We start from the raw sequence: 22,858 nt of genomic DNA, 5'->3' as shown, positions 1-22,858 counted from the left end.
ATGTCGGGGCTGGAACTTACAGATGTCGGCGTGAAACTGGGCGGTGTCGATGTCGTTCACGACGTCAGCGCCAACCTGACTCCGGGCAAGCTCTATGTCCTGGTCGGGCCCAATGGCGCCGGCAAGACGACCCTGTTAAAGGCCATGGCGTCGTTGCTGCCGCTGGCCGGGGGCGCGATTAGCCTGGACGGCGATGACCTGGCCCAGATGGCGCCGGCGCGGCGGGCAGGGCATATAGCCTACCTGCCGCAGGAACGCAGTGTCGCCTGGGACCTGGCGTCGGTCGATATCGCGTCGCTCGGCTGTCAGCACCTGACACCGGAACTGGCGCGGCAAAAGGCGTTTGCCGAGCTTCAGGCGCTGGGGCTTCAGGAGGTCAGCGACCGCGGTGTGTTCGGCCTGTCGGGTGGCCAGAGGGCGCGTGTCCTGCTGGCGCGGGTTTTGGTCAGCCCGGCGCAGATCTACCTGCTTGACGAGCCGCTGATCGCGCTGGATCCTGCGTGGCAGCGGATGGTGCTGATCCGGTTGCGTGAAAAGGCGGCGGCCGGACAGACTGTGGTGTTGAGCCTGCATGACCTGCACTTGGCGGCGCAGTTCGCCGATGAGGTGCTGCTGATGCATCACGGTCGCCTGGTCAAGATGGCAGGGCCGGAGATTATCTTCTCGCCGGAATATCTGTCCGAGGTGTTCAACCTCAAGGGCGAACTGATCGAGTCGGAGGGCCGCCGGACCTTGCGGCTGGATTTCATGCCTTTGCTATAAGGCGGGAGGCTTTCGTCCGCGTTTGGCCACTAATTTGTGACGTTCCTGAACTTACGGTAAGTTTGAACGCGGAAAGCGCAGAAAAGGCGGACAAGGCGCGGAAATGGAGCAGGCTGACAGGTTCTTGCCCGAAGGGCCTTCATACCACTCCTGTGTCAACGCTCATGAAAAGAAGGCGCTTCGCGCGGGAGCGGTTGCACCCTAGATTTGGCTTCGCCGAACTTTGTTTCCGTGCCTTGTCCGTCTTTTCGGCGCTTTCCGCGTTGAAAATTGCTGTAATTTCAAAAAACTACGCGAACGCCAATGCCGTCCATCAGCCGTGCTTCTTCTTTTTCTTGGTCGCCTTGGTGCTGCGCTTGACCTTGGCCGGGGTGGCCTTCTTTTTCGACACAGGCTTGGCGACAGGCTTCGGATTGGCCAGCGGTTTCATGGTCGCCACCGCCGGCGCGGCAACCGCGGCTGCGGTCATGGCGCTTTGTTTCTGATAGTCGAGATAACCGATCGGTTGATCCGGTGCGCCGTCCGCGCCGCCGTCTCCAATGTCACCGAATTCTTCCGCGTCGAAGCCGCCGATCGGCGCCGGAATACCGCGCGTCACATCGGCCATGGCCGTCAAGGGCGCCCGGCCGCCATTCAGGCGCGCGCGATAGACGCGGGTGTTCTCCGTCACGCGCATCATATAGTCGCGGGTTTCGCGCAACGGATGGCATTCGATGAACGACAAGGCATCGGCGCCGGGACCGCGCGGATCGCCGCAGTCGCTGATCCACAGCTTCATCCGGCTGGGGCCGGCATTATAGCCGGCAGCGGCCATGATGTAGGAGCCGTCGAAGTGGTCGACCAGTTCGCCCAGGTGATAGGCGCCCAAGGTCATATTATATTCAGGCTCATACAGCTTGGATTCGCTGTACGGCATCGACAGGCGACGCGCCACGGCGCGCGCCGTCGACGGAATCATCTGCATCATGCCGCGCGCATTGGCGTGCGACCGGACCGTCGGGTCGAAGCCGCTTTCCTGGCGCGCAATGGCCAGGACAAAGGCCTTTTCTGCAGAGGTGGCGCCTGGCACGTCACGCACCGGATAGGCGCGTTCGGGCAGGTAGAAGCCACGCTGCATCGACATGCGGGCGACCTTCATGGCAACGATCTGGGTGTCGTACATGGCCGTCATGTCGACCAGAAGCGCCTCTTCCTCGCCATTGGGCAGGACGGTGTCGAGCAGCAGGATAATCTGACGGAACAGGTCGATTTCGCCCATATTGCCAAGGATGCGAGCCGCCTGGACCAGGTCGCGGCTGTTGAAGCGGTCGCGATCGGCCTGGGTCGGCACCGGGTCCTTGCCCAGCACGATCTCCTTGACGCCGGCCTTCTCGGCGGCCAACTGGCCGTAGAAGGCGTAGATGAACTGGCCGCCCTTCGCATAATAGCCCTGGGCCGAGTTGGCGTCGCTCTGGCCGAATTCGTTGCTCGGGTTGTTGCGCGCTTCGTAGGCACGGCCGAGCCAGTAGTTGGCGCGGCCCTGGGTAATCGGTGATGTCCCGGCGGTGGCCAGGTTCTGGAAATGCGAGATCGCCGCGTCCTTGTCGTTCAGCTTGATCAGGGCCATCCAGCCGGCGAAGAATTCGGACTCGGCCTTGCTTTCCCCGTTCTCGAAACCGCCGCCGTTCATCGCATTATAGGCCGCACGGTAATCGTGTGCTTTAAGCGCCGATTTGAAATAGGCGAGGCGCAGGCTGTACATCTGGCTGGCCGCATCGGGACTCATCGACGCCGGCGGCAGATCGTTCAGAATGCCGTAGCCCAAGGCTTCCAGGCCCTTGCCGGAGAGGTATTTGGCGCGCGAATAGGCGAGGACGGGATTATGCGGATCGCCGGCCAGGGCCTGCTGGTACAGGCCATCACTGCCGGCAGAGCTGGTGCGCATGGCGATGACGGCATTGCCGACGTCGCGCTGATGCTGGTCGACATAGGGGAACAGGTCGCGGATGGCCTGCGAACTGCCGCTTTGGCTGTTCAGCTCCAGGCAGGCCAGCCGCGCCTTGTGGTCGTCCTGGGTCAGGTATTGACCGAAGGCCTGGTAGAAATTCGCCTGGGCGCCGCTGTCAAAGGTTTCGCTGCGCCACCACGTCTTGGCCAGTTTGGCGGCGTCATCCGTGCGCGCCAGGTTGCCATAGGCGGTGATCAGGGCCGAAGCGCCCTCGACGCTTTGCGGCGGCGCGCCATTGAACCATTCGACCGTCTGCTGGGCGGTCATGCCCGACATGCCGATCATTTTTTCGGCAGCGATCTGGCGCTTGGCTTCGCGCGGCCAGCCCCAGAGGTCCCGCCGGGCGGCATCGAGCGCGGCGAAGCTGTAGATATTGCCGTCGTTATTGATGATAGCCCAGGTGACGATCTTGCGCGCCACCGGATTGGCCAGGGTATGGGCCAGGCTGTCGGCCTGTGCAAAATTACGTGTCTTCACCGATTGCAGGGCCGAGGCCAGCATTTGCTGATCCGAATCGGACAGTTGCGACGCCACATACGGCCTGGCCGTATCTTGTGCCGGTGCCGTCGCCGCCGGGGCCGCGTTTTCGGGCAGGCCCGATGCCGGATCGTCCTGCGCCGACACGGGCTGCAGGAGGCTGAAGCTCAGGGCGCAGACGCCGCAAATCAGCAGGGCTTTGCGTGAAAAGCGGGCGAGGGTGCGTTGTGTCGTAAAGGGCATCAAAACATCCGGAAATTGGCTACTGACTTGGGACTATACGGGATAGTTTCTTTTTATAAAGTGATTGCAGCCCGCGCCCGGCTTATCTATGGCTATTTTTTCGACAATCTTCCGTATGCGATGGCGAAATGCCACACACGAACCGTACTCCAGGCGCCTGACTGATGACCGATATGCCGCTCCGCCCCGCTTTTTCCGGCGTAATTACAGCCCTGGTGACGCCGTTCAAGGACGGCGAGGTCGATTTCGCCGCCTTTGAGAAACTGATCGAGCTGCAGATCGCCGCCGGCGTGCACGGCGTCGTGCCGGTCGGAACGACGGGCGAGACCTCGACCCTGTCGTTCGAAGAGCACAAGGCCGTCGTGCGCTTTTGCGTCGAACGCGTGGCCGGGCGGATCAAGGTGATCGCCGGCGCCGGTTCCAACAATACCGCCGAGGCGATCGAGCTGGCCCAGCACGCCAAGGCGGTCGGCGCCGATGCGGTTCTGGTCGTAGCGCCCTATTACAACAAGCCATCGCAGGAAGGCCTGTACCAGCATTTCAAGGCGATCAACGACGCGGTCCAGATCCCGGTCCTGCTGTATAATGTGCCCGGACGTACGGTCGTCGATCTGAGCAACGAAACCATTGCGCGCCTGGCCAGGCTGCCCAATATCGTCGGCATCAAGGACGCCACCGGCGACATCGACCGGCTGAGCCTGATGCGGCTCGAGATCGATGGCAATTTTGCCTATATTTCCGGCGATGATCCGACCCTGCTGGGCTACATGGCGCATGGCGGCCATGGCGTGATTTCGGTGACGTCGAATGTGGCGCCGGCCCAGGTCGTGGCCATGTTCAATGCCGCCAACCAGGGCGCCTTCGACAGCGCCCGCCAGTGGCAGGACAGGTTGATCAAGCTGCACAAGGTTCTTTTCGCCGACGCATCGCCGTCGCCGACCAAATATGCCCTTAGCCGCCTGGGCGTGTGCACGGATGAGGTGCGTCTGCCGATTACCCCGTGCAGCGAGGCCGTGCGGCCTCTGGTCGATGCGGCGATGGAATTGGCGGGCCTTTGATGGAACCGATTTCCACCTATAAGGTGATCGCCGACAACCGCCGGGCACGGTTCGACTATTTCCTCGAAAACTCGATCGAAGCTGGCCTGCAATTGACCGGCACCGAGGTCAAGTCGCTGCGCCTGGGGCGGGCCAATATCGCCGAATCCTATGTCAGTATCGAGAATGGCGACGAACTGTGCCTGATCAATGCCGATATTCCGATCTATACCCAGGCGAACCGCTTCAATCATGAGCCTCGGCGCCAGCGCAAGCTGCTGCTGCATCGCAAGGAAATCAGCCGGTTGATGATCTCGGTCCAGCGCGAAGGCCTGACCATTATCCCGACAAAGCTCTATTTCAACGACAAGGGCCGGGTAAAGATCGAGATCGCCCTGGCCAAGGGCAAGAAGAACCACGACAAGCGCGAAGCCACCGCCGAACGCGACTGGAACCGCGATAAAGCGCGGCTTATGCGCGACAAGGGCTGACGCCTATGTCGGCGGCGAATAGACCGTCCGCGCCTGGTGAAAGACGGCCGTGAACCTATCCGGCGTCAGTCTGCCGGTGTTCAGGTTCAGTCGCGAGCAGTGATAGCTGTTGATCAGGGTCAGGCCTCCAAGGGTAGCTTTGGCCGCGTGGCCCGATGGCATGGCGGAAGCCGGTCGGCCCAACGCCTTCAACACATTGCGCCGTGCGACGTCGCCCAAGGTGACAATGACGCGCAACCTGGGCATGGCTTGGATCAATTTTGTCAGATGCGGCCGGCAGGTGTTTTCTTCGGTCGACGTGGGTTTGTTGCCGGGCGGGGCGCAGAGCACGGCATTGGTGATCATACAGTCGTGCAAACTCACGTTATCACGGCCGCTATCACAGTATTCGCCTGAGGCATATCCGGTCGCGATCAGGGTTTCGAAAAGCAGGCGTCCTGCGGAATCGCCGGTAAAGACGCGGCCGGTGCGATTGGCGCCGGTACGGCCCGGCGCCAGGCCGACAATCAGCAATCGGGCGTCAGGATCGCCAAAAGGTAGCGCCGGGGCATTGTGCCAGTCGTTCATAACCTTTTGGTTATATAACCGGTAGGCGACCAGGCGCGGGCACAACGGGCAATCGCGCGGCGGAGCCGCGTCAGGGATCGACATTCTGCGACAGTGACAACAGGTTGCCGAACGGGTCCTTGAACCATGCCACCTTGTCACCGTTGGGTGTGGTCCAGATGGCGTCCTCGTCCTGGTCGTCGCCGAGGAAGCCATAGCGTTCAAAGGTCACGCCACTCGACCGTAAATCGGCCACGTGGCGTTCGATGTTCATGACGTCCCAGCCGAAGACCGTGTAGGCCGCCGGCGTGAATTCAGGCGGTACGGTCAGGCGCAAAATGACTGAAGCCGAACGAAACACCAGGGCAAAACCGTCATTGCGGACGAATTCGAGCCCAAGGATATCTTCATAGAAATCGCGGGCGACGGTGAAGTCGCGGACGGCAATAAAACCGACGGGGTTAGCAATCCGCAACATGACAGCCTCCGACTCTGGGTATCGTCTAAGCTAGCCTAAAATGGAACGCAGAACTACGGGCAGGTTCGCGCAACACGGTGGCGGCGCGTCCTCGACAATGGAATTTTTTCGACACGAAACAACGTTCGGCGAAGCCAAAAACACGAAAAAACGAAAAGCACGAACATTTAGAATATGGACATGCTACCGCGCGCAGCGCCTTGACGCGTTGATGCGGTTTCATGATCGATTGCCCTTCGGGCGCAGGAAGTTCGGTGCTCTGCGTTCGTGCTTTTCGACTTCGTTCGCGTTTTTCGTGCCGAAAAATTCCACTATCGAAGACGCGCATCCACACTTGAGCACTGAAGAAGCCTCTACCTAAGCCTCGTCGAAATCGTCAGCGTCGGCGTTGACGAACTTCGGCGCATTGGTATGCGCCTGACGCGGCCGACCGACGACGGTCGCCAGATCGGCCAGGTCGACAAAGGTGTCCGCCTGGCGACGCAGTTCGTCCGAGGTCATCGGCGGCTGCGACTTGACGGTCGAGACGACGGTGACGCGGCAGCCCTTGCGCTGGACGGCTTCGATCAGGCGGCGGAAGTCACCATCGCCCGAAAACAGGACGAGATGATCGGCATTGCCGGCCATTTCCATCATGTCGCAGGCGATTTCGATATCCATGTCGCCACGCCAGCGCTTGCGGCCCTGGCTGTCGACATATTCCTTGGCGGTCTTAGTCACCAGGGCGAAGCCGTTATAGTCGAGCCAGTCTACCAAGGGACGGATCGGCGAATAATCATCGCCTTCGACCAGGGCAGTATAGTAGTAGGCGCGGATCAGGATTCCGCGCTTGCGGAATTCATCGAGCAGCTTGCGGTAATCGATGTCAAAGTTCAGCGCCTTGGCGGCTGAATAAAGATTGGCACCGTCGATGAAAAGCGCGATACGATCGGTAGGATAAAAGCTCATTTCAAATACTCTCTTAAAATAAGCGGTTGAAAAATAACGGGTGAATTGTGAGCGACGACACTGAGACAGTTTTAATTGCCTACGGTTCCAACCTGTCTTCGGGCACGCGGTCTGCATCGCAGTCTTTTGACCACCTTGTCAAGACATTGCAGAAACGCGGTCTGATTGTTAACAATTTTTCACGTTTGTGGGCGTCGAAGGCCTGGCCGGACCCGACCGATCCGCCCTATATCAACGCCGTTTTACGCGCCGAAACAGACCTGCAACCCATTGATTTGTTATCGTTTCTGCACGACCTAGAGGCCGAGGCCGGACGGGTGCGCGGCGAGGTGAAAAATGCTCCGCGTACGCTCGATCTGGACCTGATTGCCTATGGGAACCATGTTATAACAGGCGAAAGCGGGCTTGTGTTACCACACCCGCGTGCTGCGGCTCGCGGCTTTGTGATGGGACCGCTGGCCGAGATCTGGCCGGACTGGGTTCATCCTGTTTTGCAACGCACCGCCGTGGAGCTTTATGCCGCCGCGACGGTCGCGACAGACGCTCATCCTTTGGCGGGCGAAGCCTGAACCGCCCGACTGGCCCGTTGATCCAGCCACGTATACAGCCCGACACCGACCAGAACCAGCAAGGTGCCCATAAAGTCGGCTAGGCTGACATGCTGGCGCAGGATCAGCATGCTGAGCATCAGGGTGAAAATCGGGTTGATAAAGCTGATCACCGCATTGGCCTGGGACGAGATGCGGTTGAGCGCAAAATTGGTCAGGTAACTGGGCGCGACCGTAGCGCCTATGGCCAGGCCAAGCGTCAGGGTCATCAGGCCCTGGCTCCACGGGATATCGCTGAGGCGGTGAACGATGAAAAAGTGAACAAAGGTCGCCAGGGCCGCGCCGCTCATCGCCCAGGATGTGAACAGCGACGGTCCCAGGCGCTTGATCAGTGGCTTGGCCAGCAGGAGATAGAGGGCAAAGGCGACGGAAGAGGCCAGGCACCACAGGACGCCGCCGACGACCGCGGAGCCCTGGGTGCGCACGTCGGTGACAAAGATGAAAGCGATGCCGGCATAGGCAATGGCGAAGGTCCACAGCGCCGAGGTCCGCATGGGCTGATGAAAGAACGCCGCGCCGAACAGGATAACGAACAAAGGATATGTGAAGATAATCAGCCGTTCGAACTGCGGCGACAGGGTAACCAGGCTTTCGAAGTCGGTATAGCTGGCGACCCAGTAGCCCAACGCACCGACGGCGAGGGCCTTGGCGTAGAGGTCGGGCCGCGCGGCGATCCTTGGCGGGCCTTCGTCACCGCGCGCCTTCTGGCGCAGCCAGGTGGCGATGCCGCCGGCGACAAAGAAGGGCGTCGCCATCATCAGGCGCAGGGCCAATAGCGACGAGGCGTCGACGTGGTAGGTGTAGGCGACCTTGATCCAGATGCCCTTGCTGGCGAACAGGAAGGCGCCCAGGGCCGCCAGAATATAGCCACCCCAGGTCGCGAGAAAACGCGCTCTTGCAGTTGTGGTATCGGCAGGGGCGGGTGCGTCGGCCTGGAACGGCATCGGTGCGGTCTTTCTGGGACGGCGCCGGTTTTCAAGTGCGGCGCCCGGGTGAGGAGGCGCTGCAAACAGGTCGTTACGACAGGATCACAGGGCCTTGGATTTGAACGGATTAAGACGCACGGCCTTTACGGCCCAAATGAGTTTGGACATGATGTCGAGCTGAATCAGGACGTGACGGTTGGCGAATTGCGTGATCATGGTCGTGCGTCTAGCCAGTTTTGGTTGCAATGGCAACCGTGGAAGGGGATTCCTTGACTTCACTTCGTGTTTCGCTTTGCCTGATCCTGAGTGTGGCCATTGGCTTGGCTGGTCCCGCCCAGGCCCGGCCGCGCGCCCATAACCGCCAGGTGATAACTGGACCTGCGCGGGCCTTCGACGGCGACACGATCCTGATCGGCAGGGTCCATATCCGGATCTATGGCGCCGACGCGTTCGAAAACGATCAGATGTGCGGTGTGATGGCCTGCGGTCACAAGGCCAGGGCGGCCATGGATGGGCTGATTGCGCATAAGGTGGTGCGTTGTGAAAAGCAGGACACGGATGACTATGGTCGTACGATCGCCATCTGTACGGCCGCCGGGGTCGATCTGGGGCGTGAGATGGTCCGCCGCGGACTGGCCCTGGCCTATCGCTATTACTCGCTGAAATATGCGGCAGATGAGGACTGGGCCAAGGCGCATAAGCAAGGCGCTTGGGCGTTCAAGTTTGAGAATCCCTATCGCTGGCGTCAGGCGCATAAGGAAGCTTGGTAATGGCTGACAAGGACCATGCGGCTGAAAGTATAAAGAATTTTTGCCGCGAAAAGCGCGAAAAGCGCGAAAAAGAAGTGAACGTCTTGCGTCCGCAGGGCTATGTGATTGTGGCCGTGGCTGATAGTTGACAGCGCTTCGCGCAAGAATCCGATGAACCTTATTCGCGCTTTTCGCGCTTTTCGCGGCAAAAACCTTTTTTATCATAGACGAAAATGGACCGGGGATTTTATGGAAGAACTGCTTTACCGCGACGAAGTGTTTGCAATTCAAGGCGCGATCTTCGACGTTAGCCGCGAAATGGGCGTTGGATTTCTTGAAAACGTCTACGAAGAGTGCCTCATTCTTGAATTCCTTCGGCGCAACATTCCTTATGTCAAAAAGCCAGTGTTGACATTGAGTTACAGAGGAACACAGTTGGAGCAGACCTATGTCCCGGACCTGGTATGCTATGGCAAAATCATAATTGAACTGAAAGCCGTTCGTGAGATCGCAGGGGTACATCGGGCCCAGGTCATAAACTACCTGAAGGCGACAGGCTTACAACTGGGTCTACTGGCAAATTTTGGCTGTTATCCCAAGGCGACGATTGAGCGTGTCGTGTTCAGTCGTGGCGCCGGTGGCTCTGCCGAGCGATCGTAAGAATGCAATCATTCTGCAGCGGTGCCGTCGCCGGAGATCAATATCTAAACGTATTTTAGGCTGCAAAGGCATGAAATAACCTGTCGATAATTGACCCGTAGTACGGTTCGTACTAAATTGAATCCTGTAAACCTGAACCGACCTGTTTCCCATAGGGCGGTTGTATTTGAAGGTATGGATCATGAAGCTGGCTGGAATTGCAGTTGCATTCGTCTTTGCTGCCTTACCTGCGGCGGCTGACGCGCAAACGTCCAACCCGACAGCGCCCTTGCATCGCGACTATCGTGAAGGTCAAATTCTGGCCTATCACATGACCGGAGACAATGACGGCTGGACTTACGCCGTCGATGCCCAAAGCCTTGTCAAGAAAGACGCAGCCGGCGCTTACCACGAAGACATATCATGGTCCGGACTTGTTTCGGACGGCAAGCCAATGTCGCTTTCGCCGGCCATGGCGGACTACCGGCAGCAACTGTCCCTCGACCCCAGCCTGCCGCCATCGCCGCCGGACTTACGGGCCGTGGATCCCAATATGATCGGCCCCGTCACGGACATGATGACCTTTTATGTCGATCTTTGGCTGGCCGCGAAATTCAACAGTTTAAAGGCGCCCGGCGACCACTTCACATTTTCAAACCCGATGACGGCGTCCTGGGCCGATGGCACGTTTGTCTTGACGGGACAGGATGCGATCGATTTCGATATGACCCTGAAGAGCGTAGACACGGCAAACCAGGTGGCCGTTCTGCTGGTGCGTCATCTGCCGCCGCAACAGCCGAGGATCAGCTTTCCGGCGGCATGGATGGAAAAGCCAGTGGCGGATACCGCAAATAACTGGGTTGAGGTGCGCAAACTTGAGGACGGAACTTATCGGGCCGCCGCCGGCAAGGAATATTTTGACGTGGAAATTACGGTCAGTTTGGTCGATGGCCGGATTGAGAGGGCGACCATGGACAACCCTGTCCAGACCGTTGAGCGCACCTGCACGGATGTAGCTCTGACGCAATGCTCGGATCAAAAGGTCAAGACCATTGTGCGCAAGATCGAACTCACACGTCAGCCGTAAGGTCCCGCATCAAGCAGGCATGATCTAGGACTCATCAGCTGTGCCGGGCAGCGCGCTATGCGGTGTCCGCAGCGTCTTGGCTTGATGCTTGCGCCTGATCTTGTCGATGGTCTCGGGCGTGTCGATCCGTGCGAGCTCGGCTTCACCGCCAGCGGCCATATCCAGGTTCGCGGCGTGGCACATTGCCGCCAACGTGACCATGACGCCGCCTACTTCCTGCGACGGCTCGCCTTTGTCACGGCTCCAGGTATAGGTCACGAGGTCGCGGGCCTGGTCCTCGGTCATGCCGAGCGCCTGGCACAATTCGCCGGCCTCTTCAAAGAACCGGAAGCAGCGCTCCGCGAGACTGTTGGTGATATCGGCGCCGAAACACTTCATCATCCATTCGGCGACGCGGGCCTGATACGACGGGACAGCCGGCGCAGCTTCCAATATCGCGCCCAATTGCCGAGGCTCGCAGGCGAAGCGGCCGTCTTCCAATTGGACATCAAGCGATGGGCCGGCTTGGGCCCCCTTGAGAAGCATATCTGATGTCGACTCGACGGACACGGTTATGGATTCGATCATTTGCGAAGAAACGGAGTGCAGTATGCCTTGCGATGATATTGCCCGTGTCGAACATAGACGCAAGGAGAAGACGGCAAGTTGGCCGACAAAAAACGGGAAGCCTCGCGGGCGCTTCGGAGCTCAAGTTTGGCAAGTATCTGAAATAATGAAGGGATTTGGCTAGCAAAGCTTGGGTTTTGCTTAAGCAACCAGAACCATAACCAGAACCATTGGAAGAGGGGGGACGACACACTTTTCCACGTGGTCGATCGGACCTGATGGCAAAAAAATATCGTAGTGTCTTAACCTTGACCCGGATGCCGCGGACTATAGATTACAACCCTCAAAGGGGATGTCATGCGATTGTTCAGGAAAGTCGGTCGTTACGCTTTGGCCGTGGTGATCGCCTGTGCCACTCTCGGCAGCGCCCAAGGTCAGACGGTAGCGCGGCAGGCCGCGATCGCGCCAAATGACAAGCAGCTTCCCGTCCGTGTTGTCGGCCGGGTGCAGATGGAAACGACCGCCAAGGCTACAGTCTACCGACACCAGTGGCCGGGCGTGTATTTCGAGACGCGGTTTCGCGGCGATCATGTCGCGCTGACCTTCGACGATCCTGCCAATGAGTATCGTGCGACGGTCGACGGCCTCGCGCCGGTGGCGATCGCTCAGCCTGGCCAGGGTGCCATCTTGATCGGCGATCTGGGACCGGGCGCGCATCAGGTGCGGCTGGAGAAGGTCACGGAAAGCATCGATCATGTCGGCGTTTTCGGCGGGTTTTATGCGCCGCAAGGCGATGGTCCGGCCGTGGCGCCCGGGCGGCGTATCGAATTCATCGGCGATTCCGGCATGACCGGATATGGCATCCGGTCGACGACCCGGCAGTGCACCCAGGACGAGGTGCGGCTGACCAGCGATACCCAGCAGGCCTATCCGGCCCTGGTTGCGAAGCGCATGGGCGCGGACTACCAGGTCAACGCTATTTCCGGACGCGGCATGGTGCGCAACTATGACGGCGTGGCGCCGGACTACGCCATGTCGGACACCTATCCCTTTACCTTCTTCGACAAAACCGTGCCCTATGCCGGCAAGGGCTGGGCGCCGCAGATCGTCGTCGTGGCCCTGGGCGGCAATGATTTCTATAAGGACGTCAAACCAGGCGAAAAATGGCCGTCGCAGCAGAAGCTGGCTGAGGATTATTTTGTCACCTACGGCCGCTTTGTCGCGGACCTGCACAAACGCTATCCGGCGGCGACTATACTGATCCAGTGGCCCGGGTCTGAATATTTGCCCGACGCCGAAACCCGCCAGATGTTCAGGATTGGCCGTGAGAGCATCGAAGGCGCCGCCCGGCGCGTTGGCCTGACGTGGCTGGAATTCGTGAGTCCGCCGAAGTTCGAACTGGAAAGTGCGGCGTGCGATTATCACGGCAGCCTGGCCGATCACCGCAAGATCGCCAACTGGCTGACCGTGTGGCTGGAAGCGCGGCCGGACCTGTGGTCGACCAGATTGAAGCGGTGACGACGGTAATGAAGTATCAGGATTTGAAAATTCGCGATTTCAAACGTCTGTTGATAATCGGCCTGATAGTGGCCGTTCTGTTGGCAGGGCTACTGTTTTTCAGGACGCAGGGTGAGGCTGTCGCTGACCATTTGTTCCGTCCCGGCAAATATATGGCCATTGTTACCGGACTTGGATGGATCGGCCCGGTCGCGCTGGCAATGTGCGTCTACTACCTCCTGACCTCTCCGCGCCAGAATGCGGCCCATATTGCCTGGATGGTTCGGCACCTGGGCGCCAAGCCGCCTACCGAGTCTGCCTTGGCGTTGCTGGATGCCAAGGACTCGGCCTACGGGCTGACAACTTTGCAGTACTGGTTGCAGCGCCGCTCCTGAACTTCGTATGAATTGCATCCGCACCGAATGACCGACCTCGCGCTGCCGATCAGTTCCGCGACGTCAGCAGAGCCGAGGACCTGACCGTGGCATGGGTGACGCCGGACAGGCGGGCCACTGCCATCTGATGCAGGTTGTCAAAGCCCTGGATCATACAGGCGCCGGTGGCGGCCTTTGCCGCAGCGCTGTAGGCGGACAGGTAGATTTCAAGAGCGGCGTCGTCGCGCCGGACACCGTCATAGTCGACACAGGTGCCGGCCAGGCCGCATCCCTTCAGGCCGTTAATGGCGCGCTGATCGGGACCGACATGACCCATCAAGGTCATGCAGAACGGCTTGAGCATCGACACCACGTCAACGATCCGTCCCGGTGGCACGCCGTTGAGGTGACGGATTTCGAACAGGACCTTCAGGCCCATCTCTCTCGCGCCGGCGACCACGGCGGTTGTTATGCGCGTTCGTGTCCGCGCCGAGGCAAAGGACGAGAACGACGCCGGCACGACCATCAGCATCTTGCGCTGGCCAGGCGAACGCATCATCATCAGCTTGAGACCCTGTTCGATATTGGCGATATCGACCTGTTCCCGATCGGCCCAGCTCATTTGCGACAGGGCGCGGGAATCGAGCTGGGCACCGGTGGCGGTTTCGATGACCAGGGGTTCGAAGCGATGGCCGATCATGGCCAGTTTCTTCATTTCGAACACCGGCTCGATGGAACTGGCCACGCGCAAGGCTCGCCCGCTGGCGACCATTACGCCGGCGGTCGGTGCTGTCCGGCGCATTTCGGTCATCACACCGGGCGCAACACTGGCCTGGCGAACCGGTTCCGCCGTGGTCGCGATGGGCGGGGCGGGGTCGTCGCGGAACGGACGGGCTTCGGCCCGGTCGAAATATTTGCTGAGATCGATCGGGATGACGCGCAAACGGTCGACATCGTCGGCCAGGGCCTCATATAGCGGGGGCGTCAGCTTCGACACGTCGCCGACGAAAAACTGGCCGACCGAATACCACAACTCCGCCGCATTGAGCGCGCCCTTGTACTCACCCATGGTCAGGATAACCGCCAGGAACGAATCGTCGTTGATGCGGATACACCAGTTGGGTTCCTGGAACTTGCGTTCGAAACTTGTCTTCAGATGAGCGAAAACCAGATCCCGTTTGGCTTCCCATTTGGCACCCAGCCGCTCGATCAACTGGTCGAGGCGCAGGAGATAGGCACGGCCCATGTCGTCGGCATGAGTCTCCCGCAGCCGCTCGATGACATCGGTGGCGTCATCCTGAAGCAAATTCAGGAATAGTCGGCCGCTCGAGTCGGCGAAGATTTCGCCGGCGGCGGCCTCACCTGGGTTAATAACGGACATACTTCGTCCTTATGCGAATGTCCCTAGAATGCAACACTCATGGTTGAGACATCCTTAAGATAAATTAGCAACCTCAATTGTAGATATGAAATACTCTTTTAACCTCAATGACCAATGCTGAGATTCACGATTCACGGCGGGAAATGAGGACAGACATGTCGACCAAGGTTTTGCTCGCAGATCTGAGCAACGGCGACTGTTTCAAGCTGGCCCTGGCTGAGCCGGGCGGCCGTCCGGAAAAGGCCGGGCTTTATGGTTGTGGCAGTCTCACCGACTTCGAGGACGCTGTCCTGACGTTTCTCGCTGACAACGGCCAACCGCAATTGAGCAGTGCGGCCTTTTCGACCTCGGGCTGGGAGGTCGATGGGCAGATCGACCTGGTCCATTACGGTTTCACCCTTAACCGCCACCACATTTCAAAATTGCTGGGTGTTCAACGCCTGACTGTGGTCAATGACTTTGTCGCCAAGGCCCTGGCCGTACCCGTCCTGGAAGCGAACGAGCGTATTCAGGTATGCGGCGACTATGTGCGGCCGCGTGACGTTGTCGCCGTGGTCGGTCCGACGGCAGGTCTGGGCGGCGCCTTTTTGTCGCCGGACGGCCGTGGCGGCTGGGTTGCGACTCACTGCGAGGGCGGCCATTCGGATTTCGCGCCGTGCACCGAACTCGAGATCGACATTCTTAAGCTGATGATGGCGCGCTACGGCCATGTATCGCGCGAGCGGGCCGTGTCGGCGCCGGGGCTGTCGGAGCTGTGGCGCTGCCTGTCGGTGCTGGATGGCGACGATGACGCCGAGCTGTCGCCCGAAGAGATCATGGCCATGGCTTATATTGATGAACCCCGTGCCCGCAAGGCGATCCAGGTTCAGACTGAGCTGTTCGCCGGCGTTGCCTCGGATTTTGCCCTGACCATGGGAGCGAAGGGCGGGGTCTATCTTAGCGGTTGCCACCTCGACGCGCTGGGCGATCTGTTCGACCATGACGTCTTCGCCCGGCGGTTTTACGCCAAGGGCCGCGTGACGAGCTATGTGCGCGATATTCCGGTCTATAAGATCGCCGCCGTCGAGCCCGAACTGCTCGGGCTTAGTACCCTGTTCGAATAGACCGACGCCGCTTAGATTACGGTGCAGACTTCGCGGACACAGCCGCGCAGCCAGCGGTGGGCCGGGTCGGCGTCCATGCGTGGATGCCATAGCAGAGATACGGTGAACTCCGGTACGTCAACCGGCAAGGTAAAGCTGTGCAGGCCGTCGCGCAGGCCGGCGGTGTGGCGTTCCGGAACCGTGGCTATCAGGTCCGAGGCACGCGCCAGGGCCAGGGCGGTCGAGAAGCCGCCAACCAAGGTCGTTATGTCGCGGGTCAGCCCAAGCGGCGCCAGGACTTCGTCAACCTGGTCGCCTATATGGTCCCTGTCCGTACCGCGACGTGACACGGAAATGTGCTGGCCGGCCGCATAACGGGCCGGCGTGATGTCGGTTTGCAGAAGCACGTGGCCGGGGCGGACTACGCCGATAAAGCGGTCGCGAAACAATGCCTGGGCGCGAACCTCGGGGCCGATGGCGGCGCTGACGACGCTGGTTTCCAGATCGACCGTGCCCTCGCGCAGGGGGGTGCTGTCCTTGTCGGGCTTTTGCAGGAAGTGCAGGCGGACGCCGGGAGCGTCCGCCGCGATGCGGGCCAGCAGGGCTGGACCGAAGGTCTCGGCAAAGCCGTCACGGGTACGAAACGTGAAGGTTCTTGCCAGGTTTGCTAGGTTGAGCGTGTCGGCGGGGCGCAGGACGGATTGGGCCTCCTGAACGAGATGGCTGACCCGTTCGCGCAATTCCAGGGCGCGCGGCGTGGCGACCAGGCCGCGACCGGCCCTGACCAGCAAAGGATCTCCGAGGGTGTCGCGCAGCCGTGACAGGGCGCGGCTCATGGCTGACGGGCTGAGCTGAAGGCGCTTGGCGGCGCGGGCGACACTGCCTTCGGTGAGCAGGACGTCGAGGGTTACCAGCAGGTTGAGATCGGGAAACATCCCGCAGGGTAACATATGTGGCGTTCAATGCATGGATAAAGTGTAATTGGTGCGCCTGTCGCCATGTTCGGCCTTGAGCTACGAAGTGGAATACAGACAGGGAGATATGCCATGTTGAAGCCGCTTGTTCCCACTACGGATATCGAAGCGTTACCGACCACGCGGGCGCGGTGGGCTATGGCGTGTCTGGCGCTGTCCATGCTGATGCCGTCGCTGGATACCAGCATCGCCAATGTCGCGCTGCCGAGCCTGGCTCAGGCCTTCGCTGTGCCGTTTTCCGCCGTGCAGTGGGTGGTGGTCGCCTATCTGCTGGCCATCACCACCCTGATCGTCGGCGCCGGCCGGCTGGGTGACCTGTTCGGCCGGCGTCGCCTGCTGTTGGGCGGGATCGGCCTGTTCACCCTGGCATCGCTGGCCTGTGGCGCGGCGCCTACGCTCGGGCTGCTGATCGCTGCGCGCGCGGCGCAGGGGCTGGGGGCGGCGGTCATGATGGCCCTGACCGTGGCCATGGTTGGCGAAACCGTGCCGAAAGCGAAGACCGGCAGCGCCATGGGGCTGCTTGGCGCCATGTCGGCGCTTGGTACAGCGCTCGGGCCGTCTCTGGGGGGGCTGCTGATCGCCGGGTTTGGCTGGCGGACCATCTTCCTTATCAATGTGCCGCTGGGCATCATCAATCTGGCGCTGGCGTGGCGGTATCTGCCGCATGACCGCCAGGTCGAGCGGACATCATCAGCCGTGATCCCGTTGTCCGTTTTTCGCGACCGGGGTTTATGTGGCAGTTTGGCGATGAACCTGCTGGTCGCCATGGTGATGATGACGACCCTGGTCGTCGGGCCGTTTTATCTGTCCCGGACCCTGGATCTCGGTCCCGCTCTGGTCGGGTTCGTCATGTCGGTCGGACCGGTCATCTCGGCGATAAGCGGGATCGTCGCCGGACGACTGGTCGACAGGTTGGGTACCAAAATCATGATCATCGCCGGTCTGGGCGCCATGGCGACCGGATTGGCCGGGCTATGCGTGTTGCCGGTTCTGTTGGGTGTTGCGGGCTATATCGCGGCCATAGCGATGGTGACGCCGGGCTATCAGCTGTTCCTGACGGCCAATACCACAACGGTTATGCGCGATGTGGCGACAGACCGGCGCGGTGTCATATCGGGCCTGCTCAGCCTGTCGCGCAATATCGGACTGATCGGTGGCGCCTCGGTGATGGGGACCGTATTCGCGGTGACCGGCAGCATCACTATAACCTTTGCCGTCGCGGCGGGACTGATGGTTGTAGCCCTGGCGGGTTTTACAATCCGCTGGCCGCGCTGAGGACCGCCTTGACGCTGGCGGTCGCAATATCGGCATCGATGCCGACGCCATAGACCCGGCGGTCGTCGCGCGTCTTGCATTCGATATAGGCCACCGCCTGGCTGAGCGCGCCCTTGTGCAGGGCATGTTCGGCATAGTCGATGACTTCGAGACCCAGGTCGTAATGATCGTTCAGGGCCTTGATGGCGCTTGAGATCAGGCCGTTGCCGCGGCCCATGACCGAGGCTTCGATGCCGTTATGGATGATGCGGCCGACGAAGACGCGTTCGGCGCCCGAACGCATGGGACCGCCCTGTTGTTCATACTCGATCAGTTCGTAGGTCTGGGCGCCGTCGAGACGATAGGTCTGGCGAAAGGCCTCCCAGATCTCGTTCGACGACAGCTCACGCGCCGAGGCGTCGGTGATCTCCTGGACCTTGCGCGAGAAATCTACCTGAAAGCGGCGGGGAAGCTTCAGACCATGATTTTGCTCAAGTATCCACGCTATCCCCCCCTTTCCGGACTGGGAGTTGACGCGGATGACGGCTTCGTAGCTCTCGCCGAGATCGGCCGGATCGACCGGCAGGTAGGGCATGTCCCAGATGCCGTCATTGCGCTGTTCATGGGCGGCAAAACCCTTGCGGATGGCGTCCTGGTGCGAGCCCGAGAAGGCGGTGAAAACCAGTTCGCCGGCATAGGGGTGGCGCGGATGAACCGGAATATTGTTGCAATATTCGACCGTGCGGACGATTTCGCGCATATTCGAAAAATCGAGCTTCGGCGAAATACCCTGGCTGTACAGGTTGAGACCGAGCGTGATCAGGTCGACATTGCCCGTCCGCTCGCCATTGCCGAACAGGCAGCCTTCGATGCGGTCGCCGCCGGCCAACAGGCCCAGTTCGGCGGCAGCGGTGCCGGTACCGCGGTCGTTATGCGGGTGCAGCGAAATGACGACGCTGTCGCGGCGGCTGACGTGACGGCAGAACCATTCGATCTGGTCGGCATAGGTGTGCGGACCGGCAACCTCGACGGTTGCCGGCAGGTTGAGGATCAGCGGCTTGTCCGGTGTCGGCTGGATGACATGGATCACCGCTTCGCAGACTTCGAGGGCGAATTCCGGTTCGGTGGCGGTGAAGGTTTCGGGGCTGTATTCGAAGCGCCAGTCGGTGTCCGGTTGTTTCGCGGCCTCGTCGCGCAGCAGGGTCGCGCCCTTGACCGCCAGGGCCAGCACGTCGGCGCGGTCCAGGCCGAAAACGACGCGGCGGAAGAGGGGGGAGGTGGCGTTATAGAGGTGGACAATGGCCTGTTTCGCCCCGCGCAGCGACTCGAACGAGCGCTTGATCAGGTCTTCGCGCGACTGGGTCAGGACCTGGATCGTCACGTCGTCGGGGATCAGGTTTTCCTCGACCAGCTTGCGCACGAAGTCGAACTCGGTCTGCGAAGCCGACGGGAAGCCGACCTCGATCTCCTTCAGGCCGACCTTCAGCAGCATGTTGAAGAAGATCATCTTCTTCTCGACATCCATCGGATCGGCGAGGGCCTGGTTGCCGTCGCGCAGATCGGTCGACAGCCAGCGCGGCGGCGCCGTTACCGTCTTCGACGGCCAGGTCCGGTCGGACATGTCCACGCCCAGCGAAAACGGGCGGTACTTGGATTCGGGATTGGGGAGCATCGACATGGGGCAGGCTCTTAGAGCAAAAAGCGGGGGAAGCAAATCGCATTTTGTTTCGTGGAATGCGCGCTCCGTCACCCGGCGGTTCTCCCGGCCACGCCTTATGCAGTCATGTCAGAAGCGGGGAACATAGGGATGCGGCGCGGGCCGGCTTCAAGACTCCAAGTAGGTGTTGTTTTCCGCGCGCGTAGCCTATATAGACGGCACAACCTGTTTTGAGCGCCGGGACGCGACGATGAGTCGTGGCCCATGGCGCCCTTTTCCTATTGTTGAGGTCACATATGGCTCGCGTTACCGTCGAAGATTGCGTCGAACAGATCGACAACCGCTTCAACCTTGTCCTGCTGGCGGCCCACCGCGCCCGCGCCATCTCGTCGGGCTCGGCCATTCTGGTCGATCGCGACAACGACAAGAACCCGGTCGTGTCCTTGCGTGAAATCGCCGACAAGGCCATCGCGCCGCAGAGCCTGACCGAAAGCCTGATCGCGTCGCTGCAACGCGTCGATGAACGCACCGAAGCCGAGGAAGAGGCCGAAACCCTGGCCCTGCTGGCCGACCCGCAGCACCAGCAGATGTCGGAAAGCGAACTGATCCGCGCCCTGCAATCCGACCGCGATGGCGGCCAGGAAGAGCGTTACTGAGAACGTTACTAAGTAAGGCCCGGCCGGAGGGGTTAAATCCATCCACAGGCTTACATATATTTAAGGCTCGGACTAAGGTCCGGGCCTTTTTCGCGCTTGCCTTAATTCGCAAGCATGCGACACTTTTCGTTTACACTCTTCAGGCTCAATTGACGGCTATGTCCGCAGAAGGTGAACATCTCGATATGACGGAAACACCGGCCCCCGATCCGGTGGACGTTGCCGTGCGTACAGGCGAGGTTGCGCCGGCGGCTGTCAAACCTGTGCCCCGGCCGAAGTTTTTGCGCCAGGTCGAATTGATCGATCGCGTTGCCGCCTATGACCCGACCGTCGACGAGGCCATGCTGAACCGCGCCTATGTCTATGCCATGCGGATGCACGGGGCGCAGCTGCGGGCGTCGGGTGATCCCTATTTCGCCCACCCGATCGAGGTCGCCGGCATTCTGACCGATTACAAGCTGGACGCGGCAGCCATCGCCACCGCCCTGCTGCACGACACCATCGAGGACACGCCGGCAACGCATCAAGAGATTTCCGAAAAGTTCGGCGAGGACATCGCCCAGATGGTCGAGGGCGTGACCAAGCTGACGCGGCTGGAACTGCAGTCGGAATATACCAAGCAGTCGGAAAATCTGCGCAAGTTCATCCTGGCCATCAGCAAGGACATCCGCGTCCTGCTGGTCAAGCTGGCCGACCGGCTGCACAATATGCGCACACTGCATTTCGTGGCGCCGGAGAAGCGCGAGCGCATTTCGCGCGAAACGCTGGAAGTCTACGCGCCGTTGGCCCGCTCGATCGGCTGCAACCGCTTTGCCACTGAACTGGAAGACCTGGCCTTCTCGTTTATCAACCCGCTCGCGCACCAGGCCATCGTCCAGCGTCTGGAAGAGATGCGGCGCGAAAAGGGTGACGCCGTGCGCGCCATCGCCAAGGACGTCGCGGCCAAGCTGGAAAAGCAGGGCATGTTCGCCCGCGTGTCCGGGCGCGAAAAGTCGCCCTATTCGATCTGGAAAAAGCTGCAGCGCAAGTCGCAGGGCTTCAACCAGTTGTCGGACATCTATGCCTTCCGCGTCGTGGTCAGCACGCCCGACGATTGCTACCGCGCCTTAGGCATCATCCATCGCGCCCTGCCGGTCGTCCAGGAACGCTTCAAGGACTTCATCTCGACGCCGAAGAGCAACAATTACCGGTCGCTGCACACGACGGTGGTCGGGCACAAGGGCCTGCGCATCGAACTGCAGATCCGTACCGAGGAGATGGACCGGGTCGCCGAAGAGGGGGTTGCGGCGCACTGGGGCTACAAGAACGCCACCTATGGCTTCGACGAAGAAGCGGCGACGGCCGACGGCGGGCGCAACCCGATGAATTCACTGCGCGATATCGTCAGCATCGTCGAGAACGGCGGCGATTCCGAGGATTGGGTCGAACATGCCAAGATGGAGATGTTCCTCGACCAGGTCTTTGTCTTTTCGCCCAAGGGCAAGCTGGTGTCCCTGCCGCGCGGCGCCATGCCGCTCGATTTCGCCTTCGCTATGCACACCGAGATCGGCGAAACGGCCATCGGCGCCATTATCAATGGCGAGCACCGTCCGCTGCGCACCGTGCTGCAGAACGGCGACCAGGTCGAAATCATCCGCGGCCAGGACGCACGGGTCAATCAGGACTGGTTCTCGCTGACCGTGACGGGCAAGGCGCGCTCGGCCATCCGCCGCCATATGCGTCAGTCGGAGCGCGGCGACTTTATCAAGGTCGGCCGCACGGCCATAGAGCGGGCAGCGGCCCAGGTCGATAAGCGGCTGAACGATATCAGCTGGCGCACGGCCTTCGAGCGCTTCCACGTCTCCAGCGAGGACGAACTGTTCGAACTGTGTGGCCGCGGCAAGATATTCCCGGCCAAGATTTTGGAAGCCATCTTCCCGGGGCTCAAACTGCCGCTGTTGTTGTCGGCCGATACCCTGACTCGGATTCGTGACGGTGAAGGCGGACTGGCCTTCGTGCGCGGCTCGGCCCTGCGCGGATCGCGTAACATCCTGTTTTCCAAGTGCTGCCGGCCGGTGCCGGGCGACCGGATCGTCGGCATTGTTGAAGACGACGGCGTTCATGTCCATTCGATCGATTGCGAGACGCTGGAAGCCCTGGACGACGACAAGGAAGCGTGGATCGATCTGCACTGGACGCTGAACGCCGAAAAGAACACGCTGAGCGTGGCGCGCATCCGGGTCAATATGAAAAACGAGCCGGGTGTGCTGGGCCAGGCCTGCACGCTGATCGGCGAGGCCAAGGGCAATATCGTCAATATCCAGATCGCGCCCAATGCAGTCGACTTTCTCGATATCGACTTCGATATCGAGGTCGTGGATGCGCGCCATATCACCAATATCTCGGCGGCCCTGAAGACATCGCCGATGATCGAGAGTGTTGACCGGGTGCGGGGCTGACCGGCATTCAACAGGATAAGG

General features: G+C 60.6%; 23 protein-coding genes. 14 read left to right on the top strand and 9 right to left on the bottom strand.

Annotation, left to right across the window (positions count from 1 at the left end):
• Positions 1–762: an ABC transporter ATP-binding protein gene (locus tag AC1DXO_RS20415; protein WP_476980030.1), complete on the top strand. Its 762-nt coding sequence runs from the start codon at positions 1–3 to the stop codon at positions 760–762.
• Positions 763–1,075: 313 nt separating this feature from the next.
• Here AC1DXO_RS20415 and AC1DXO_RS20410 read toward each other — a convergent pair whose 3' ends face one another.
• Positions 1,076–3,469: a lytic transglycosylase domain-containing protein gene (locus tag AC1DXO_RS20410; protein WP_476980029.1), complete on the bottom strand. Its 2,394-nt coding sequence runs from the start codon at positions 3,467–3,469 to the stop codon at positions 1,076–1,078.
• Between the two features lie 164 nt (positions 3,470–3,633).
• Here AC1DXO_RS20410 and dapA point away from each other — a divergent pair, with 164 nt between their 5' ends.
• Entirely contained in the window at positions 3,634–4,527 is an 894-nt protein-coding gene (gene dapA / locus AC1DXO_RS20405; protein ID WP_476980028.1) for a 4-hydroxy-tetrahydrodipicolinate synthase, read from the top strand.
• The gene (smpB, locus tag AC1DXO_RS20400; protein ID WP_476980027.1) at positions 4,527–4,997 is read left to right on the top strand and encodes an SsrA-binding protein SmpB; all 471 of its coding nucleotides are present in this window, start codon (positions 4,527–4,529) and stop codon (positions 4,995–4,997) included. The genes dapA and smpB overlap by 1 nt, the downstream gene beginning before the upstream one ends.
• Positions 4,998–5,000: 3 nt before the next feature.
• Here smpB and AC1DXO_RS20395 read toward each other — a convergent pair whose 3' ends face one another.
• The 3 genes from AC1DXO_RS20395 to AC1DXO_RS20385 form a co-directional block, all read right to left on the bottom strand.
• Positions 5,001–5,648, bottom strand: a complete 648-nt coding sequence (locus tag AC1DXO_RS20395) for a uracil-DNA glycosylase (RefSeq protein ID WP_476980026.1) — start codon at positions 5,646–5,648, stop codon at positions 5,001–5,003.
• A complete protein-coding gene (locus AC1DXO_RS20390) occupies positions 5,635–6,021 on the bottom strand; it encodes a VOC family protein (protein WP_476980025.1) in 387 nt (128 codons plus the stop codon). Before AC1DXO_RS20390 ends, AC1DXO_RS20395 begins: the two co-directional genes overlap by 14 nt.
• A gap of 357 nt (positions 6,022–6,378) precedes the next feature.
• The gene (locus tag AC1DXO_RS20385; RefSeq protein ID WP_476980024.1) at positions 6,379–6,969 is read right to left on the bottom strand and encodes a LabA-like NYN domain-containing protein; all 591 of its coding nucleotides are present in this window, start codon (positions 6,967–6,969) and stop codon (positions 6,379–6,381) included.
• A 47-nt stretch (positions 6,970–7,016) separates the two neighbouring features.
• Between AC1DXO_RS20385 and folK the strand changes: the two genes are divergently transcribed.
• Positions 7,017–7,538: a 2-amino-4-hydroxy-6-hydroxymethyldihydropteridine diphosphokinase gene (folK, locus tag AC1DXO_RS20380; protein ID WP_476980023.1), complete on the top strand. Its 522-nt coding sequence runs from the start codon at positions 7,017–7,019 to the stop codon at positions 7,536–7,538.
• On the opposite strand, the gene AC1DXO_RS20375 is transcribed toward folK, so the two are convergent.
• Positions 7,514–8,521 carry a DMT family transporter gene (locus AC1DXO_RS20375; RefSeq protein ID WP_476980022.1) on the bottom strand — a complete coding sequence of 336 codons (1,008 nt, stop codon included), beginning with the start codon at positions 8,519–8,521 and terminating at the stop codon, positions 7,514–7,516. The genes folK and AC1DXO_RS20375 overlap by 25 nt on opposite strands.
• A gap of 251 nt (positions 8,522–8,772) precedes the next feature.
• Between AC1DXO_RS20375 and AC1DXO_RS20370 the strand changes: the two genes are divergently transcribed.
• The 4 genes from AC1DXO_RS20370 (at position 8,773) to AC1DXO_RS20355 (ending at position 10,978) form a co-directional block, all read left to right on the top strand.
• Entirely contained in the window at positions 8,773–9,273 is a 501-nt protein-coding gene (locus tag AC1DXO_RS20370) for a thermonuclease family protein (protein ID WP_476980021.1), read from the top strand.
• On the top strand, positions 9,273–9,401 hold the full coding sequence (locus AC1DXO_RS20365) for a hypothetical protein (RefSeq protein ID WP_476980020.1): 129 nt from the start codon (positions 9,273–9,275) through the stop codon (positions 9,399–9,401). The genes AC1DXO_RS20370 and AC1DXO_RS20365 overlap by 1 nt, the downstream gene beginning before the upstream one ends.
• 22 nt (positions 9,402–9,423) lie before the next feature.
• A complete protein-coding gene (locus AC1DXO_RS20360) occupies positions 9,424–9,912 on the top strand; it encodes a GxxExxY protein (RefSeq protein WP_476980019.1) in 489 nt (162 codons plus the stop codon).
• Between the two features lie 181 nt (positions 9,913–10,093).
• Positions 10,094–10,978 (top strand): hypothetical protein, encoded by an 885-nt coding sequence (locus tag AC1DXO_RS20355; protein WP_476980018.1) that lies wholly within the window; start codon positions 10,094–10,096, stop codon positions 10,976–10,978.
• A 24-nt stretch (positions 10,979–11,002) separates the two neighbouring features.
• Here AC1DXO_RS20355 and AC1DXO_RS20350 read toward each other — a convergent pair whose 3' ends face one another.
• Positions 11,003–11,545 (bottom strand): nucleoside triphosphate pyrophosphohydrolase family protein, encoded by a 543-nt coding sequence (locus tag AC1DXO_RS20350; protein ID WP_476980017.1) that lies wholly within the window; start codon positions 11,543–11,545, stop codon positions 11,003–11,005.
• A 336-nt stretch (positions 11,546–11,881) separates the two neighbouring features.
• Here AC1DXO_RS20350 and AC1DXO_RS20345 point away from each other — a divergent pair, with 336 nt between their 5' ends.
• Together AC1DXO_RS20345 and AC1DXO_RS20340 are read left to right on the top strand one after the other, a co-directional pair.
• Complete coding sequence (locus tag AC1DXO_RS20345) at positions 11,882–13,042, top strand: SGNH/GDSL hydrolase family protein (protein WP_476980016.1); 1,161 nt, start codon at positions 11,882–11,884, stop codon at positions 13,040–13,042.
• Positions 13,018–13,416 (top strand): hypothetical protein, encoded by a 399-nt coding sequence (locus tag AC1DXO_RS20340; protein WP_476980015.1) that lies wholly within the window; start codon positions 13,018–13,020, stop codon positions 13,414–13,416. The genes AC1DXO_RS20345 and AC1DXO_RS20340 overlap by 25 nt, the downstream gene beginning before the upstream one ends.
• A gap of 49 nt (positions 13,417–13,465) precedes the next feature.
• Here the strand turns inward: AC1DXO_RS20340 and AC1DXO_RS20335 are convergent, their stop codons facing one another.
• A complete protein-coding gene (locus tag AC1DXO_RS20335; RefSeq protein WP_476980014.1) occupies positions 13,466–14,776 on the bottom strand; it encodes a hypothetical protein in 1,311 nt (436 codons plus the stop codon).
• 155 nt (positions 14,777–14,931) lie between these two features.
• On the opposite strand from AC1DXO_RS20335, the gene AC1DXO_RS20330 reads away from it, so the two are divergent.
• Positions 14,932–15,879 (top strand): glucokinase, encoded by a 948-nt coding sequence (locus AC1DXO_RS20330; RefSeq protein WP_476980013.1) that lies wholly within the window; start codon positions 14,932–14,934, stop codon positions 15,877–15,879.
• An 11-nt stretch (positions 15,880–15,890) separates the two neighbouring features.
• Here the strand turns inward: AC1DXO_RS20330 and AC1DXO_RS20325 are convergent, their stop codons facing one another.
• Positions 15,891–16,808: a LysR family transcriptional regulator gene (locus AC1DXO_RS20325; RefSeq protein WP_476980012.1), complete on the bottom strand. Its 918-nt coding sequence runs from the start codon at positions 16,806–16,808 to the stop codon at positions 15,891–15,893.
• A 96-nt stretch (positions 16,809–16,904) separates the two neighbouring features.
• Here AC1DXO_RS20325 and AC1DXO_RS20320 point away from each other — a divergent pair, with 96 nt between their 5' ends.
• Positions 16,905–18,107 carry an MFS transporter gene (locus tag AC1DXO_RS20320; RefSeq protein ID WP_476980011.1) on the top strand — a complete coding sequence of 401 codons (1,203 nt, stop codon included), beginning with the start codon at positions 16,905–16,907 and terminating at the stop codon, positions 18,105–18,107.
• Here the strand turns inward: AC1DXO_RS20320 and leuA are convergent.
• Positions 18,085–19,764, bottom strand: coding sequence for a 2-isopropylmalate synthase (gene leuA, locus AC1DXO_RS20315; RefSeq protein WP_476980010.1), 1,680 nt, complete (start codon positions 19,762–19,764; stop codon positions 18,085–18,087). The two genes, AC1DXO_RS20320 and leuA, sit on opposite strands and share 23 nt — an antisense overlap.
• A 275-nt stretch (positions 19,765–20,039) precedes the next feature.
• Between leuA and rpoZ the strand changes: the two genes are divergently transcribed.
• Complete coding sequence (gene rpoZ / locus AC1DXO_RS20310) at positions 20,040–20,399, top strand: DNA-directed RNA polymerase subunit omega (protein ID WP_476980009.1); 360 nt, start codon at positions 20,040–20,042, stop codon at positions 20,397–20,399.
• A gap of 185 nt (positions 20,400–20,584) precedes the next feature.
• Complete coding sequence (locus tag AC1DXO_RS20305) at positions 20,585–22,837, top strand: RelA/SpoT family protein (protein ID WP_476980060.1); 2,253 nt, start codon at positions 20,585–20,587, stop codon at positions 22,835–22,837.
• Positions 22,838–22,858 lie beyond the last annotated feature (21 nt).

This window comes from Asticcacaulis sp. P2_C5 (assembly GCF_056404555.1).
Note: the sequence above shows the minus strand (reverse complement) of the source record. Positions and strands in the feature narration are given on the sequence as shown.

Bases quoted from the DNA above. Each gene is read 5' to 3' on its own strand.
- AC1DXO_RS20335 (WP_476980014.1), bottom strand. From the start codon at position 14,776: ATGTCCGTTATTAACCCAGGTGAGGCCGCCGCCGGCGAAATCTTCGCC.
- AC1DXO_RS20330 (WP_476980013.1), top strand. From the start codon at position 14,932: ATGTCGACCAAGGTTTTGCTCGCAGATCTGAGCAACGGCGACTGTTTC.
- AC1DXO_RS20415 (WP_476980030.1), top strand. From the start codon at position 1: ATGTCGGGGCTGGAACTTACAGATGTCGGCGTGAAACTGGGCGGTGTC.
- AC1DXO_RS20345 (WP_476980016.1), top strand. From the start codon at position 11,882: ATGCGATTGTTCAGGAAAGTCGGTCGTTACGCTTTGGCCGTGGTGATC.
- AC1DXO_RS20325 (WP_476980012.1), bottom strand. From the start codon at position 16,808: ATGTTACCCTGCGGGATGTTTCCCGATCTCAACCTGCTGGTAACCCTC.
- AC1DXO_RS20355 (WP_476980018.1), top strand. From the start codon at position 10,094: ATGAAGCTGGCTGGAATTGCAGTTGCATTCGTCTTTGCTGCCTTACCT.
- dapA (WP_476980028.1), top strand. From the start codon at position 3,634: ATGACCGATATGCCGCTCCGCCCCGCTTTTTCCGGCGTAATTACAGCC.
- leuA (WP_476980010.1), bottom strand. From the start codon at position 19,764: ATGTCGATGCTCCCCAATCCCGAATCCAAGTACCGCCCGTTTTCGCTG.
- AC1DXO_RS20385 (WP_476980024.1), bottom strand. From the start codon at position 6,969: ATGAGCTTTTATCCTACCGATCGTATCGCGCTTTTCATCGACGGTGCC.
- AC1DXO_RS20375 (WP_476980022.1), bottom strand. From the start codon at position 8,521: ATGCCGTTCCAGGCCGACGCACCCGCCCCTGCCGATACCACAACTGCA.
- AC1DXO_RS20365 (WP_476980020.1), top strand. From the start codon at position 9,273: ATGGCTGACAAGGACCATGCGGCTGAAAGTATAAAGAATTTTTGCCGC.
- AC1DXO_RS20320 (WP_476980011.1), top strand. From the start codon at position 16,905: ATGTTGAAGCCGCTTGTTCCCACTACGGATATCGAAGCGTTACCGACC.
- AC1DXO_RS20305 (WP_476980060.1), top strand. From the start codon at position 20,585: ATGACGGAAACACCGGCCCCCGATCCGGTGGACGTTGCCGTGCGTACA.
- AC1DXO_RS20390 (WP_476980025.1), bottom strand. From the start codon at position 6,021: ATGTTGCGGATTGCTAACCCCGTCGGTTTTATTGCCGTCCGCGACTTC.
- AC1DXO_RS20395 (WP_476980026.1), bottom strand. From the start codon at position 5,648: ATGTCGATCCCTGACGCGGCTCCGCCGCGCGATTGCCCGTTGTGCCCG.
- AC1DXO_RS20410 (WP_476980029.1), bottom strand. From the start codon at position 3,469: ATGCCCTTTACGACACAACGCACCCTCGCCCGCTTTTCACGCAAAGCC.
- smpB (WP_476980027.1), top strand. From the start codon at position 4,527: ATGGAACCGATTTCCACCTATAAGGTGATCGCCGACAACCGCCGGGCA.
- rpoZ (WP_476980009.1), top strand. From the start codon at position 20,040: ATGGCTCGCGTTACCGTCGAAGATTGCGTCGAACAGATCGACAACCGC.
- AC1DXO_RS20350 (WP_476980017.1), bottom strand. From the start codon at position 11,545: ATGATCGAATCCATAACCGTGTCCGTCGAGTCGACATCAGATATGCTT.
- AC1DXO_RS20360 (WP_476980019.1), top strand. From the start codon at position 9,424: ATGAACCTTATTCGCGCTTTTCGCGCTTTTCGCGGCAAAAACCTTTTT.